Source organism: Terrabacter sp. P5_B1, assembly GCF_056400505.1.
In genome coordinates, this window is record NZ_JBFULD010000070.1 from 1 (window position 1) to 14,170 (window position 14,170).

Consider the following 14,170-nt stretch of genomic DNA (forward strand, 5'->3'; position numbering starts at 1 on the left):
GCGCTGCTCGGGGTGATGTTCCGCCTCCTCCTCAACGGCGACATCGGCCTGGTGCCGGCGCTGCTGTCCAAAGTCGGGCTTGACGTCTCGTTGTTCGCCCCCGACACGATCGTGCCGATGATCGTCCTGCTCGACATCCTGCAGTGGACGCCCTTCACCTTCCTCATCATCTATGCCGGGCTGCAGTCCTTCCCCACTGACCTGCTCGAGGCCGCCCAGATCGACGGGGCCGGACGCTGGCGGACCTTGCTCTCAATCACCCTGCCGATCATGAAGCCGATCATCTTCGCGGCCGTCTTCCTCCGCCTGATCGACGCGATCCGCACGTTCGACGTGATCTACGTCCTCACCGCCGGAGGGCCAGGCACCTCGACCACCACCTTGAGCATCTTCATCTACAAAACAGCATTCGAGTCCGGGAACTTCGGACTCGCCGCCGCAGGATCCACGGTGATCATGATCGCCCTCATCCCACTGGTGCCGATCCTCGTCAAGCGCATCGCCCGATCGGAGAAGAGCTGATGAGCACCGTCGCCACATCCGGGCCGAGGGCCTCGACCCGCTCCGTCGGCACCACCCGCGATCGCGGCCGCGGCCGCGGGAAACTGTGGGGGGTGACCGCCGCGGCCGGACTGATCGCGCTCCTCGTGAACATCCCCTGGCTCAACGCGATCCTGGTCAGCCTGAAGTCCGAAGGTGACATCGGGCGCGGCGCTCTGGCCACCTTCACCCCCACGACAGAGCACTACGCCAACGCCCTTGGTGCAGCCGGCTACGACTTCCCCCGGTTCTTCATGAACTCGGCGCTCATCGCGCTGGGCACCGTTGCCCTGGTCCTGCTCATCGCCGTTCCCAGCACGTATGCTGCGATCCGCCTGGGCTTCGGTGGCCGGTTCATCATGAACTCCTCCAGCGCCCTGCGCCTGCTCCCGGCCATCTTCTTCGCGATCCCGTACTTCCTCCTCATGTCCAACCTTCAGCTGCTCGACACGATCCCGGGACTGATCTTGGCCAACACCTTCCTCAACCTCCCACTGGGGATCATCCTCCTGAGCGCGGGGTTCCGGGACATCCCGCTCGAGGTCGAGGAGGCGGCCTGGGTCGACGGTGCCGGCACCTATCGGACGCTGCGGTCGGTCGTGCTCCCCATGCTGGCACCGTCACTGGTGGCCGTCGCTGTGCTGGTGTTCATCTTCTCGTGGAACGACTATCTCTTCGCGCTCGTCCTCTCGTCCTCCAACGCCACCCCGATCACGCTCGGAGCCGCGAACTTCGTCACCAGCACCGGCATTCGGTGGGGGGACATCTCGGCCGCTACCCTGCTGTCCACACTTCCACCGATCCTCTTCGCGGTCTTCGCCCAGCGATACCTGGTCAGTGGCCTGTCCTCAGGAGCGGTCAAGGGATGAACGACCTGCCTCGTGGCGGCGCCACGCCGAGCAAGTACGAGCAGCTCGCATCAACGCTCGAGGATCGGATCGCCCCCATGCCCCCTCACGCCGCGCTGCCCACCGAGCGCGAGCTCATGGCGGAGTTCTCGATGAGCCGCAGCACCGTGCGCCAAGCCATTCGGGTGCTGCTGGGCAAGGGACGGGTCTACAACATCCAGGGTTCGGGCACCTACGTCGCGGACCCGGAGGTCTTCTCGAAGACCCTCCGCCTGACCGGCTTCAGCGAGGACATGCGGCAACGCGGACTCGAGCCGTCGAGCAGGGTCATCTCCAACGAGGCCGTCCCAGCGCCGCCTGAACTCGCCTCGACCCTGCAGGTGGCACCGGGGGCGGCACTGCGGAAGCTGCGCCGCCTCCGCCTCGCCGACGGTGTGCCGATGGCGCTGGAGACGATCTACCTCGTCATCGACCTGCTCGGCTCCTCCGTGCTCGACTTCGACCACTCCATCTACGAGCAGGTCGCCGAGGCAGGCATCGTCATCGACCGAGCAGCCCAGACCATCCGGGCCGTCAACCTCGACGTGGATCAGGCGCGCCTCCTGGACCAGGCCGTCGGGGCGGCGGCCATCCAAGTCAGCCGTGTCACCTACACCGATCGCGGCCAACCCTTCGAGCAGGCCGTGACGACCTACCGAGGCGACCGATACAACTTCCAGATCGGCGTAGGGAGGGCCTCGTGACCTCCTGGGCCGTGGACATCGGCGGCACGAAAATCGCTGCGGCATCCGTCCGCGACGACGGCGCCCTCGAGGGCGAGCCCGTCGTCCTGCCCACCCCGGGATCCGACGGACCCGACGCGGTGATCGCGCAGGTGGTGAACGCGCTGGGTCGTCTCGACCGCCGCGGTGTCGACCGCGTGGGGATCTCCAGCGCAGGCGTCATCGACTCGGTACGCGGAACCGTGCTCGGGGCAACAGCGAGCATCCGCGGTTGGGCCGGGACCGACCTCGCCGGTCACGTCAGGCGCGCCGTCGGCCTCCCCACCACCGCGATCGGCGACGGGCACGCCTTCGCGATCGGCGAAGCGGTCTACGGGGAGGCGGTGGGGCACGAGTCCGCCGTGGTCCTCGCCGTCGGGACCGGGGTCGGAGGGTCCTACGTCCAGCACCGCGCTCCCCTGCAGGGCAGCCACTGGGCAGCCGGTCACTTCGGGCACGTACCCGTCGCCCAAGCCGCCGGAATACCTTGCTACTGCGGACGCGTCGGCCACCTCGAGGCCATCGGCAGCGGCGCGGGAATGCACCGGTGGTACCTCGCCAACTCCGGCGACCCGACGGTCAGATCCGCACGCCACGTCGTCGAACGAGCCGACCAGGACCCCGTCGCCGCCGCGGCCGTGACGCTCGCCGCTGGCGCCGTCGGAGAGGCTGCCGCGGGACTCGCCAACGCGTTCGACCCGGACGTCGTAGTCATCGCCGGAGGAGTCTCCAACTCCGGCCCACGCTGGCAGGACCCGATGCGCGAAGCGTTCACCACCACCTTGATCCCGGCCCTCGAGGGAATGCCGCTCGTCGTCTCCGACGCCGGTCACTGGCTCGCGCTTCGCGGAGTGGCCCACTACGCCCGACGACAAAGGAGCTCGGCATGAGAACGCCAGTGCTGGAGGAGATCCGCTCGCGCCTGGTGGTGTCCTGCCAGGCCTACCCGGGGGAACCCATGCGCGACCCGGCCATCATGACGGCCGTCGCCCGCGCGGTCGCCGACGGTGGCGCCGCCGCCATCCGGGCCCAAGGGATCGAGGACCTCCACTCCATCCGCGCCGCGGTGTCGGTCCCGATGATCGGCCTCGTCAAGCGCGGCAACGGAGGCGTGTTCATCACACCGACGTGCGACGATTGCATCGAAGTCGCCTCCACCGGAGCTGAGGTCGTCGCGCTGGACGGCACCACCCGGCCCCGCCCCGATGACAGCACCCTGATCGAGTGCATCGACGCTATTCACGATCACGGTGCCTTGGCGATGGCCGACTGCGGCTCCGTGGCGGATGCCGCCGCGAGCATCGCCGCCGGAGCAGATTGCATCGGTACCACCCTCGCCGGCTACACCGGAGCCCGACCACCTACCGACGGCCCGGACTTCGACCTCCTCCAGCAGCTGGTGGCGATGAGTCCGGTCCCGGTGCTGGCCGAAGGACGGATCACCACTCCCGATGAGGCCGCCCACGCCCTCCGGCTCGGCGCTCACGCCGTAGTGGTCGGCTCGGCCATCACCCACCCCACGAGCATCACCCGCCGCTTCGCCGCCGCGGTCAATGACGTCGCGCCCGCGCATAACGACGTCCCCTGCTCCTCGCACTAAACGCCCGGTCCGTTCCGCACGGAGACGGCCGCCAACCTTACGCCAAGACGGAGCCAGCTCATGGAAGTCGTGATCCTCGCCGACGACGACGCGGTGGGCCAAGCTGCCGCCGCCAAGATCGCCCACATCGTCGAGGAAACCGGACCCGATGTCGTCTTGGGCCTGGCGACCGGGTCCTCGCCGGTCTCGGCCTACCGGGCCCTGGCCCGGCGCGTCGACGCCGGAACCCTCGACCTCACCACGGCAACCGCTTTCGCGCTCGACGAGTACGTCGGCCTGCCCGAGGGACACCCGCAAAGCTACCGAGCCGTCATCAGTCGCGACGCCGCCGAGCCGTTGGGTCTGTCGCCCGACCGGGTACACACGCCCGACGGATTCGCCGCTGAGATCCCGGCCGCGGCCGCCGACTACGAAGACAAGATCCGTCGAGCAGGGGGCATCGACGCGCAGATCCTCGGGGTGGGCACCAACGGTCACATCGGGTTCAACGAACCCGGCTCGTCGCTGGGCTCCCGCACAAGGATCAAGACCCTCACCGAGAGCACCCGGCGTGACAACCGCCGGTTCTTCCCCACCCTGGAAGATGTGCCGCGCCACTGCCTGACCCAAGGCCTGGGCACCATCATGCGCGCCCGTCACGTCGTTCTGGTGGCCCAAGGGAACCGAAAGGCAGACGCGGTCGCCCGGGTCTGCGAGGGGCCCGTGACGACGATGTGCCCCGGGTCGATCCTGCAGCTCCATAAGCAAGCCACCGTGATCGTCGACGAAGGCGCCGCCAGCAGGCTGCAACTCGCGGACTACTACAAGGAGACCTTCGCCGCCAAGCCGCACTGGCAGCGCTTCATGTGACAGCTCCCCCATGCTCCACTGACGAACCCCGAAGTTGTGTAGCTGCGCCACTACGTCTCCTGCAACGCCAAGTCCACGCTTGAGCATGACTCGGTCAGCAGTGGCGGGCTTGACCGCCGACATGGACTCGGCGCCGCCGACCTTGGTGCGCGCGAAGTTCAGTCCCGCCGTGCAGAACGTCCTCCTTTGCTGCGATCCCCCCGCTCACGCGACCGTGGAACCGTGCGCCTTTGCGCCGCGATTCGGCAGCCACGCGGGCTGGTTCGTTAGCTGCACCACCGCCTTGGCAAGCCTCTCGTCCCCGGTCGGCGGAGGCGCGTCGGATAACTACCTTCGTAGAGGTAGGGCTTGAACGCGTCGGACATGGCGATACGCACCTCGGAGTCGCCGTCGCATCGGAGCGCGGACAAGAGAGTCGTCCAACGGGCACGCCCTTCGATGCGACACCCGACAACACTGGGCTGCACGAGCTGGACAAGTCGGAAGGTCCAAGTTGGTCGCCACGCACCATGACTCATGGGCCCCAGCCGCGTTCACTGAGGTGACGGCACCACCGTCCCTGCGGTCTTGGGCAGGCTGTCACGACGAGGCGGCGACCTCCCCCGTGACGGGGCGCCGCCGCTGACCGAGCGCCGACTCCCAAGAGGAAGAAGATCACCAGACATGAGCGCACCAGCCGACGACGGCGCCGCACCTGAAATGGTGGGACCAGCACTTCTCCGCCGGCTCACGGCCGCGCTCCCGCAGATGCTCGCCGACCTCGAGGAGCTCGTGACGTGTGAATCGCCCTCTGTGGACGCCCACGCCGTGTGTTTGAGCGCCGCGATCGTCAGCGCACAGGGTGAGCGGGCCCTCGGGGTGCCGCCTGAGGTCATCGACATCGACGGGTGCCGGCACCTTCGCTGGCGGCTCGGCACCGGGCCACGCCGAGTCCTGGTGCTGTGCCACCACGACACCGTGTGGCCGGTGGGGACCCTCGACCGCCTTCCGTGGTCGGTGCAATCGGGCGTGGCCCGGGGGCCCGGCTGCTTCGACATGCTCGCCGGCCTGGTGCAGGGATTCCACGGGCTCAGCGTCCTGCGCGAGCTGGGCAGCTCGCTCGACGGGATCACGGTGCTCGTCACCGGCGATGAGGAGCTCGGATCACCGACGTCACGTGACCTCATCGAGGCAGAAGCAGCCGGATGTTCGGCAGCCCTTGTGCTGGAGGCCAGCGCCGACGGAGGTGCCCTCAAGACCGGCCGCAAGGGGGCCTCGCTCTACCGCGTCCAGGTCACCGGAGTCGCCGCCCACGCCGGGCTTGAGCCGCAGCGCGGAGTGAGCGCCACGGTTGAGCTGGCGCACCAGGTGCTCGCGATCACGGGACTCGGCGACGCCGAAAAGGGCACCACAGTGACCCCCACGGCCCTGCGGTCGGGGACGACGCACAACACCGTTCCGGCCGTCGGCGAGGTCGCCGTCGACGCCCGGGCGCTCACCATCGTCGAGCAGGAGCGGGTGCACGAGGCCATGCTGTCGCTCGTCCCGGTGCTCCAAGGGGCCCGGATCGACGTCACCGGCGGGCCGAACCGGCCGCCGCTGGAGGCCGCAGTAACGCGAGAGCTGTTCGCCACCGCCGGTCTAGTGGCCTCGCGGCTCGGGCTCGAACCCCTGACCGGCTGCACGGTGGGGGGCGCCTCCGACGGCAACTTCACGGCCGGCGTCGGGGTGCCGACGCTGGACGGACTCGGGGCCGTCGGCGGTGGTGCACATGGCGACGACGAGCACGTCCTCGTTCCCACCATGCCGGATCGCGCCGCCCTCCTCGCGGGACTCGTGCATGAGCTGCTCCGCGAGTCACCGATGCCGGCCGTGGAGCCGAACCTCCTCGTGGAGCGGTCATGACCACTGGCGGGAGCGCGCCATCCCGTGCCAGCAGGCCCACTGCGGCGCTCCGCGCCCGTGCGATCCGTCTGTGAGCGTTCCCGCGTGACCCCCCGCCGTTCCAGACGTCGTCCGCAGCATCACAACGGCCGTCTGGACGGCGCGGCTCAGGCGACGGCGACTGCCTATGATGACGCCGTGTCGTCGGGCAATCCGGACACGCCGGCGAGGTTCGAAGGAGCGTGGATGGCGTCACAGGCAGGGTTCGGCCGGATCATCGACCACCTCGGCTCCACGCTGCTGGACCTCGTCGCCGGTGAGCCGGAAGGCCCGCACGCCCACGACGGTGTGGGCGCAGTCGTCATCCACGACCCCCTCGACGAGCAGGTCCTGCCGAGCCGCTCGCTCGTGCTCGGTGTGGGCGTGCAAGGCAGCGATGACATCGCTGCCCTGATGCAGCACATCGCCGGGCAGGACGCCGTCGGTCTCGTCGTTCGAGCCCCGGTGGTCGCCGACGCGACGGTCCTGGCGATGGCGGCCGAGACCGGAATTCTGCTCTTCGGCCTGACACCGGGTGCCGGCTGGAACCAGCTGGCAGCGCTGCTGCGCGAGTTGCTCGGCGACCAAAACATTGGGGCCGCCGAGCCGGAAAGCATCGACGGGGTGCCAGCCGGCGATCTCTTCGCCCTCGCCAACGCCGTCGGCGCGCTGCTGGACGCACCGGTCACCATCGAAGATCGCAACTCCAGGTTGCTCGCCTTCTCGGGACGCCAGGACGAAGCGGACGAGCCGCGGATCGAGACGGTGCTGGGACGTCAGGTGCCCGAGCGCTACATTCGCCGGCTGGACGAGTTGGGTGTCTACCGAAGGCTCTATGCCTCCGACCGGCCCGTCTTCGTCGGAGCGGACGAGCTCGGGAACGGCATCACGCTCGCTCGCGCCGCCATGGCAGTGCGCGCTGGAGACGAGCTGCTCGGTTCGATATGGGTCGTGCTCTCGGACGAGCTGTCCGCTGAGCGGGAGCAGGCCCTCGTGGACGCGGCGAAGCTCGTTGCACTCCATCTGCTGCGCCTGCGCGCTGGCGCAGACGTCCGTCGACGGCTCGTCGCCGACCTCGTCGCGACGGCACTGGAAGGCGGTGCGGGATCAGTCGAGGCACTCGCCCGTCTGGGGCTTGAGGACCGTCCGGTGGTTGTCATCGCGATGGGCCTGCCGGACAGTGCCGACGGGCGCGAAGCCTTGTCGATGGCCAGGCGTGAGACCGACAGGCAACGCGCGATCGACGCGCTCGCGATCCACCTCTCGGCCCTGCACCCGGGCGCGGTCGTCGCGGCCGTCGGAAGCGTCGGCTACGGCATACTGCCGGTCGTCGAGGCGAGCGAGGCCGCCGAGGAGCGTGCCGTGCGGATCGCTTGGGAGTTCGTCACACGGGCCGGAGCCCGGTCCCGCGGGTATATCGGCGTCGGCCGCGCCGCCGCGGACGTCTCGCGGTTGTCGCGCGCACGCAGGGACGCCGACCGGGCGCTGCGTGTGCTGCGGCACGGCAACGGCAGCCGAATGGTCGCCCGGGCGTCCGAGGTGCACGTCGAGTCGCTGCTTCTGCAGCTCGCGGACCTCGCCGCCGCGGAGGGCTGGGAGCCGACCGGGCCGATTGCCCGCCTGCGTGACTACGACCGCGGACACCGCAGCGACCTCACCGCCACCCTGGCTGCGTGGCTCGACGCGGCAGGTGACGTGACAGCGGCGGCCGCGGCCGTCCACGTGCACGTCAACACTTTCCGTTACAGGCTGCGGCGCATCACCGAGGTGGGAGGCATCGACCTCGACGATGCAGACTCTCGCTTCGCGGCCATGCTTCAGCTGCGGTTGCTGCGCGACTGACGCCCCGGGTGCCCCGGGTGCCCCGGATGCGCACGTGGCAGGAGCACGCGCCCGGTTGGGCTTCGCTGCGGCTCAGACGCGCACGTCGCTGGCCACGGCGCCGAGCCGTGCAAGTGTCTGGCGGTCGGGCTCGTTGCCGACACCCGGCTCGGTCGACACGGCGACCCGGCCCTCATGCATGAGCACCGGTTCGGTCACGTCCTCGCGGTAGAAGCRGCTGGAGGCGGAGATGTCACCGGGCAGCGTGAACCCTGGCAGCGAGGCAAGAGCCGCGTTGGCCGACCGGGCCAACCCCGTCTCGAGCATGCCGCCACACCACACCGGCACGCCGTGCGCGCGGGCCAGGTCGTGGATCCGCACCGCCTCGAGGTAGCCGCCTACCCGTCCCGGCTTGACGTTGATGACCTGCGCCGCGCCGAGCGCGATGGCATCGGCCGCCGACCGGACCGACACGATGGACTCGTCGAGACAGATCGGTGTCTGGATGCGCTGGGCGAGCACGGCGTGCTGCCGAAGGTCGTCCTCCGCGAGGGGCTGCTCGAGAAGCAACAGTGAGAAATCGTCGAGGGCCCGCAGGGTCGCCGTGTCGGACAGCCCGTAGGCGGCGTTGGCGTCGGCCTGCAACAGCAGCCCGTCACCGAACTCCCGGCGGACCGCCGCGACCGGCTCGACGTCCCACCCGGGCTTGATCTTCAGCTTGATCCGCGCATAGCCCTCTTCCACGTAGCCGCTGACGGCGGTCAGCAGCTCCGGGATCGTGTCATGGATGCCGACGGACACGCCCGACATGACGGATGCCGTCACGCCGCCGAGGTAGTTCTGGAAAGACTGCCCACGGGCGCGCAGCTGGGCGTCCAGTACCGCCATCTCGACGCTCGACTTGGCCATCGGGTGACCGACGACGTGCCGGACGTGGTGGCTCACCGTCTCGGCCGTTAGGTCATCGACGGCGAAGAGCGCCGGCGCCAGCCACCGTCGAATCACCTCGGCGCACCCGTCGACGTACTCGGCCGAGTAGAGAGGGTCAGTCATGGCGACGTTCTCACCCCAGCCGGTCACCGTCGTGCCGCCGACGTCCGCCTGAACCTCGACAAGCATCACATGGCGCACGGTCTGGGTCGAGAACGACGTGGTGAAGGGGCTCACGAGGGGCAGGTCGACTCGGTGCAGCCTCATCGCGGTCAGTTTCATGGTCGAGCTCCAATCACGTAGTTGTTGGCAGCGTCGAATCCCACGATCTCGCGGCCCTCAGCCAGTGCTGCCAGCAGCGCCTGGCGCACCGACATGCGCCATTGCAGCGCGACGGCCGGGTCGCTGCGTCTGAGGTTCTCGATGTCTCGCGGCACCGCGACGAGCAGCGTTTCCTCGTGTGAGGGCGCTGGGCTGAAGACCGGCGCGCCGTCGTCGCCCTCCCGGATCACCCGTGGACCCGACGCCTGCACGTCTTGCCTGCTGGCAGAGGCCAAGGGCCACCGCACCAGCAGTCGGTCGCTGGGGTCGCCCCGGTTGAGGGCATCGCGCATGGGCCCGTACACGTCGACGAGGTAGTGCTCGACCCGAGCGCCGAGCGTCACGAGGTTGAGGTGGGCGTTACGCGACACGAGCGGGTCGAAGGTCCAGGTAACGGAGCGCATGCCCCGCTCGAGACACCACGCGCGCTGGTGCAGCTTCACGGCAGTGCCCACCCCGCGCAACGCTGACTGCGGCAGCACTCCGGCGATGTGCGAGTGCAAGCCCTCCGGTTGTCGGGGGAAGCCGACGGCCGCGCCGACGAGCAGATCCGCCTCATCGGTCACACCGACCACGTAGCCTCCGGCTTCCTCGATGGCCACCATGAGCCTCGGGTCCAGCTGGGGGTTGGACTGGTCGGTCCCCCAGATCTCGTCGAGGACCTCGGCGGCGGCCCGCATGTCGTCAATGCCGTGCAGTGGTCGCACGCGGACCCGGGCTCGCGCCGCGGCCTCGGCTGCCTGCGACCGCGCCGACTGGAGAAGGGTCACCTCTTCGTCGGTGGCCACCAATGCCGTCGTGCCCAATGGGTGGGTGTCGGGCGATTCGGTCACTGGTCCTCCTTGAGTGGGACGCTGCCTGCAGCGTTGACTACGGCGGGCTTGGAAAGTTGATCGGTGCCCTCATCTCCGAGTGGAGACCTTGTCCGACGCCGCCACAGCCACGACCTCACGAGCGCAGTTGCCGCCCCGGTCGAATCACCCGCCATTCGGCCGTCGCGCCAGTCGTTCCGCGCCTGGGGTCACTGGGCTCCGGCCGGCGCTGCCCAGGCAGCCGCCGGGGGAGACGCAGGATCGCGGCGCGGGTGCAGCCTCGGGATGGCGCCGAGCAGTGCCTTGGTGTAGTCCTGCTGCGGGTTGGCGTAGAGGTCGGCGCAGGGCTGCTCCTCGACGATCCTCCCCAGGTGGAYGACGGCGACCCGGTCGCAGAGCGTGCGCACGATGGACAGGTCGTGCGAGATGAAGAGGATCGACAGGCCAACGTCGCGGCGAAGGTCTGCCAGCAGGTTGACGATCCCGGCCTGCACCGACACGTCGAGTGCCGCAACCGCCTCGTCGGCGACGAGCAGGCGTGGTCCGGCCGACAAGGCTCGGGCGATGGCAACGCGTTGCCGCTGGCCGCCCGACATTCCGGCGGGCCGGGAGTCGAGGATGGCGGAGGGCAGCGCCACCAGGTCGAGCAGCTCGAGGCAGCGTCGTTCCACCTCTTGGCCGCGAAGCGGGGTGTGTCGGCGCACCATCTCCGAGAGCGTGCCCCGGATCGACATCCGGGGGTCAAGTGAACCGTAGGGATCCTGGAAGACCATCTGCATTCCGCTCCGTTGGGCGAGAGTCCGGCGACCGGCGAGGTCCTCCCCCGTGAAGCTGATGGCGCCCGAGTCGAGTGGCTGCAGCCCGACGACCGCCCGGGCGATCGTCGACTTGCCGGACCCCGACTCGCCAACGAGGCCGACGACCTCGCCGCTCCCGACCGCCAGCGACGCATGGTCGACCGCGGTGAAGGGTTCCCGTCCCCGCTTCGAGGGGAAGGTGACGACCAGGTCGCGACAGTCCAGCAGCGGCGCCTGACCGTCGACCGCGGGGGTGTCCCCCGTCCGCGTAACACCGGTCATCGCAGTACCTCCGCTGGAGAGGGGTCGATGGCCCCGTTGGTTGCTGAGCCGCGGCCGAAGGGGTGCAGGCAGTGCACGACCACCTCCGAGCCCACTCCCACGTCGGGCACCGGTCCCTGCCGGCAGTCGTCCTGCACCCGGTCGCAGCGGGCAGCGAAGGGGCAGCCGACCGGCCGGTTCTGCGGGGTGGGGGCGCTGCCCGGGATGGTCCGCAACCGCTGTTCCAGGTGGTCGATGTCTGGTGTGGACTGGAGGAGGGCGCGCGTGTAGGGGTGGAAGGGTTCGTCGATGGCGGCGCGAAGGTCCTGACGCGACTCCATGACTTTCCCGGAGTAGAGCACCGTGAGGGAGTCGCACAGCTCTGCCACGACGCCCAAGTCGTGCGTCACGTAGAGCAGGGCGGCGTCCAGCTCGTCGCGGACGTGCCTGAAGAGGGCGAGGATCTGCGCCTGCACGGTCACGTCCAGCGCCGTGGTGGGCTCATCGCAGAGGATGAGCTGTGGGTTGCCCGCCACCGCGGCGGCGATCATGACGCGTTGCCGCATGCCGCCCGACAGCTCGAACGGGTAGCTTCCCAGACGCTCGGCGGGGTTCCTGATGCCGACCAGGTCCATCAGTTCAAGGGCTCGGCGGCGCGCGGTCCGCCTCGACATCCCGTCACGTCGGCGCACGGCATCGACGATCTGCTCGCCCACCGTGGTCACCGGGTTGAGGGCCACCGATGGCTCTTGGAAGATCATTGAGATGCCGGTACCGCGCAGTTGCTGGAGGCGCGGGGAGACGGTTGATGGTGAGCCGCCAGACGCGGTCGCGACGATCTCTTCGCCACGGAAGAGGATCCGGCCCGACTCGACATGCACCGTCGGGGGCAGGATGCCCATGACGGCCCGCAGCGTCATGCTCTTTCCCGAGCCCGACTCGCCCACGAACCCCCGGGCCTCGCCCGCCCGCACCGTGAAGGTGACGTCGTCGAGGATGCGCGGCGCGCCAGCACCGCGCCCGAGCGTGAGCGTGAGGCCTTCGACCTCGAGGATCGCAGCAGCGTCCGTGCTCAGGGGGGCGTCCGTCACCATCGCAGGGTTCCTGTTCTCGGGCATGGGGCCCATCACCGCTCGATCCGCAGGACGTGTGCCAGGCCCTCGCCGACGAGCGAGAGCGCAAGACTGGTGAGGACCACTGCGGCGGCGGGGAAGAGGGTGAGGCCGTAGTAGCCCGCGGCCAGGAACTGCTGGCCGTCGGCCATCATGGCGCCCCAGTCGGGGGTCGGCGGCACTATGCCCAGACCGAAGTAGCTCAGCGTCACGATCACGCCGACGTTCATGACGATGTCGCTCATGGCGTAGACGACGGCCTGGGTGAGCACGTTGGGGGCGATGTGTCGCAAGAGGATTCGCGGTGTCGTGATTCCACCGACCTGGCAGGCCGACACGAACTCCGTGTTGCGCACCACCATGGTCTCTGCGCGCACGATGCGGGCGTACGCCACCCAGGACACGGCCGTGATGGCGATGAAGATGGTCCACACCCCACCCCCCAGCACGAACACCAGAGAAATGACGAGGATGAAGAACGGGAAGGCGGTGACGATATCGGCCACGCGCATGACGATGACGTCGAACCACCCACCGGCGTAGCCGCAGGTGATGCCGACTGCGAGACCGATCGCGAACGGCGCCAGCACCGCGACGCTGGCCAGCGTGAGATCGCTGCGGGCGCCGTAGAGCACGCGGGAGAAGATGTCGCGACCGAGGTTGTCTGTGCCGAAGAGGTGGGTGCCCGACGGGGGCAGCAGCGCGTTCAGCGGATCCGGCTCGATGGGGTCCCAGCGTGTCAGAGCGGGGGCGGCGATGGCCAGGGCCACGATGACGGCAAGGATGAGCAACCCGACCACGAGTGCCGTATTGCTCCGCGCCACGCCGGAGGGAAGTGTCAGGCGGGTTCGCACAGATGGCGTCAGAGCCGTCGACTCACTCATGCCAGCCTCGCTCTCGGGTCGAGTCGTGCGTATGCCAGGTCCGTCAGCAGGTAGACGACGACGACGAGCAGCCCGAACACCAACGTGCAGCCCTGCACGACGAGGTAGTCGCGGTTGAGGATGCCGCTCATGAGCATCGAGCCCATCCCCGGAATGGCGAAGACCTGCTCCACAACCAGCGCTCCGCTGGCCAGTGCGCCGACCTGGATGCCGAGGATGCTGACGCCCGAGATGCCGGCGTTGCGCAGCACGTATCGGGTGCGAACGACCCTCTCGCCGAGACCCTTGGAGCGAGCGAAGGCGACGTACTCACTCGTGAGCGACTCGGCCATCGCCGCGCGAAGACCGCGAACCAGGAGCGGCACGATGCTGAGCGCGATCGTCAGGGCCGGCAGCACGAGCGCGACCGCACGTCCCCCGAGTGACGCGGGGTACCCACCGGCCGGGAAGATGGCGACCTTGACGCCGAGGAAGAGCAGCAGCAGCCCCCCGACGAGGAATGTGGGCGCGCCCTGCAGCACGGCGTTGAGCGCTCTCGTGACATGGTCGGCCACTCCTCCGCGCCGCGATGCTCCGGCGGACGCGAGGGGCACGGCAATCGCGGCCGCGAACAGGGCCCCGAGCAGCATCAGCGCGAGAGTGACGGGGAGCCGTTGTTCGAGCAGTGCGGAGACCGGCGACCGGAAGTACAGAGATCGGCCGAGGTCACCCCTGACGGCGCCGCCCAGGTAG

14 protein-coding genes are annotated in these 14,170 nt (G+C 69.2%); 8 read left to right on the plus strand and 6 right to left on the minus strand.

Annotation, left to right across the window (positions count from 1 at the left end; all coding sequences use genetic code 11):
• The 8 genes from AC1DP0_RS07375 to AC1DP0_RS07410 all read left to right on the plus strand — a co-directional run.
• Positions 1–522, plus strand: a 522-nt coding sequence (locus AC1DP0_RS07375; RefSeq protein WP_478083265.1) for a carbohydrate ABC transporter permease, incomplete at its 5' end; no start/stop codon positions are given.
• Positions 522–1,409, plus strand: coding sequence for a carbohydrate ABC transporter permease (locus AC1DP0_RS07380; protein WP_478083266.1), 888 nt, complete (start codon positions 522–524; stop codon positions 1,407–1,409). The genes AC1DP0_RS07375 and AC1DP0_RS07380, both read left to right, overlap by 1 nt.
• Positions 1,406–2,131 (plus strand): GntR family transcriptional regulator, encoded by a 726-nt coding sequence (locus AC1DP0_RS07385; RefSeq protein WP_478083268.1) that lies wholly within the window; start codon positions 1,406–1,408, stop codon positions 2,129–2,131. The genes AC1DP0_RS07380 and AC1DP0_RS07385 overlap by 4 nt, the downstream gene beginning before the upstream one ends.
• Positions 2,128–3,039: an ROK family protein gene (locus AC1DP0_RS07390; RefSeq protein ID WP_478083270.1), complete on the plus strand. Its 912-nt coding sequence runs from the start codon at positions 2,128–2,130 to the stop codon at positions 3,037–3,039. Before AC1DP0_RS07385 ends, AC1DP0_RS07390 begins: the two co-directional genes overlap by 4 nt.
• Positions 3,036–3,749: an N-acetylmannosamine-6-phosphate 2-epimerase gene (locus tag AC1DP0_RS07395; protein WP_478083271.1), complete on the plus strand. Its 714-nt coding sequence runs from the start codon at positions 3,036–3,038 to the stop codon at positions 3,747–3,749. The genes AC1DP0_RS07390 and AC1DP0_RS07395 overlap by 4 nt, the downstream gene beginning before the upstream one ends.
• A gap of 60 nt (positions 3,750–3,809) precedes the next feature.
• Positions 3,810–4,598, plus strand: a complete 789-nt coding sequence (gene nagB / locus AC1DP0_RS07400) for a glucosamine-6-phosphate deaminase (protein WP_478083274.1) — start codon at positions 3,810–3,812, stop codon at positions 4,596–4,598.
• A 663-nt stretch (positions 4,599–5,261) separates the two neighbouring features.
• Positions 5,262–6,482 carry a M20 family metallopeptidase gene (locus AC1DP0_RS07405; RefSeq protein ID WP_478083276.1) on the plus strand — a complete coding sequence of 407 codons (1,221 nt, stop codon included), beginning with the start codon at positions 5,262–5,264 and terminating at the stop codon, positions 6,480–6,482.
• Positions 6,483–6,707: 225 nt separating this feature from the next.
• Positions 6,708–8,342 carry a PucR family transcriptional regulator gene (locus AC1DP0_RS07410; protein WP_478083278.1) on the plus strand — a complete coding sequence of 545 codons (1,635 nt, stop codon included), beginning with the start codon at positions 6,708–6,710 and terminating at the stop codon, positions 8,340–8,342.
• Positions 8,343–8,414: 72 nt separating this feature from the next.
• Here AC1DP0_RS07410 and menC read toward each other — a convergent pair whose 3' ends face one another.
• The 6 genes from menC to AC1DP0_RS07440 form a co-directional block, all read right to left on the minus strand.
• Positions 8,415–9,533 carry an o-succinylbenzoate synthase gene (gene menC, locus AC1DP0_RS07415; RefSeq protein WP_478083280.1) on the minus strand — a complete coding sequence of 373 codons (1,119 nt, stop codon included), beginning with the start codon at positions 9,531–9,533 and terminating at the stop codon, positions 8,415–8,417.
• Positions 9,530–10,405 carry a hypothetical protein gene (locus AC1DP0_RS07420; RefSeq protein WP_478083281.1) on the minus strand — a complete coding sequence of 292 codons (876 nt, stop codon included), beginning with the start codon at positions 10,403–10,405 and terminating at the stop codon, positions 9,530–9,532. Before AC1DP0_RS07420 ends, menC begins: the two co-directional genes overlap by 4 nt.
• Before the next feature lie 188 nt (positions 10,406–10,593).
• Positions 10,594–11,463: an ABC transporter ATP-binding protein gene (locus tag AC1DP0_RS07425; protein ID WP_478083283.1), complete on the minus strand. Its 870-nt coding sequence runs from the start codon at positions 11,461–11,463 to the stop codon at positions 10,594–10,596.
• Positions 11,460–12,536: an ABC transporter ATP-binding protein gene (locus AC1DP0_RS07430; RefSeq protein ID WP_478083285.1), complete on the minus strand. Its 1,077-nt coding sequence runs from the start codon at positions 12,534–12,536 to the stop codon at positions 11,460–11,462. Before AC1DP0_RS07430 ends, AC1DP0_RS07425 begins: the two co-directional genes overlap by 4 nt.
• Positions 12,537–12,568: 32 nt before the next feature.
• A complete protein-coding gene (locus AC1DP0_RS07435; RefSeq protein WP_478083287.1) occupies positions 12,569–13,378 on the minus strand; it encodes an ABC transporter permease in 810 nt (269 codons plus the stop codon).
• 56 nt (positions 13,379–13,434) lie between these two features.
• A partial coding sequence (locus AC1DP0_RS07440; RefSeq protein WP_478083289.1) for an ABC transporter permease occupies positions 13,435–14,170 on the minus strand: 736 nt, incomplete at its 5' end.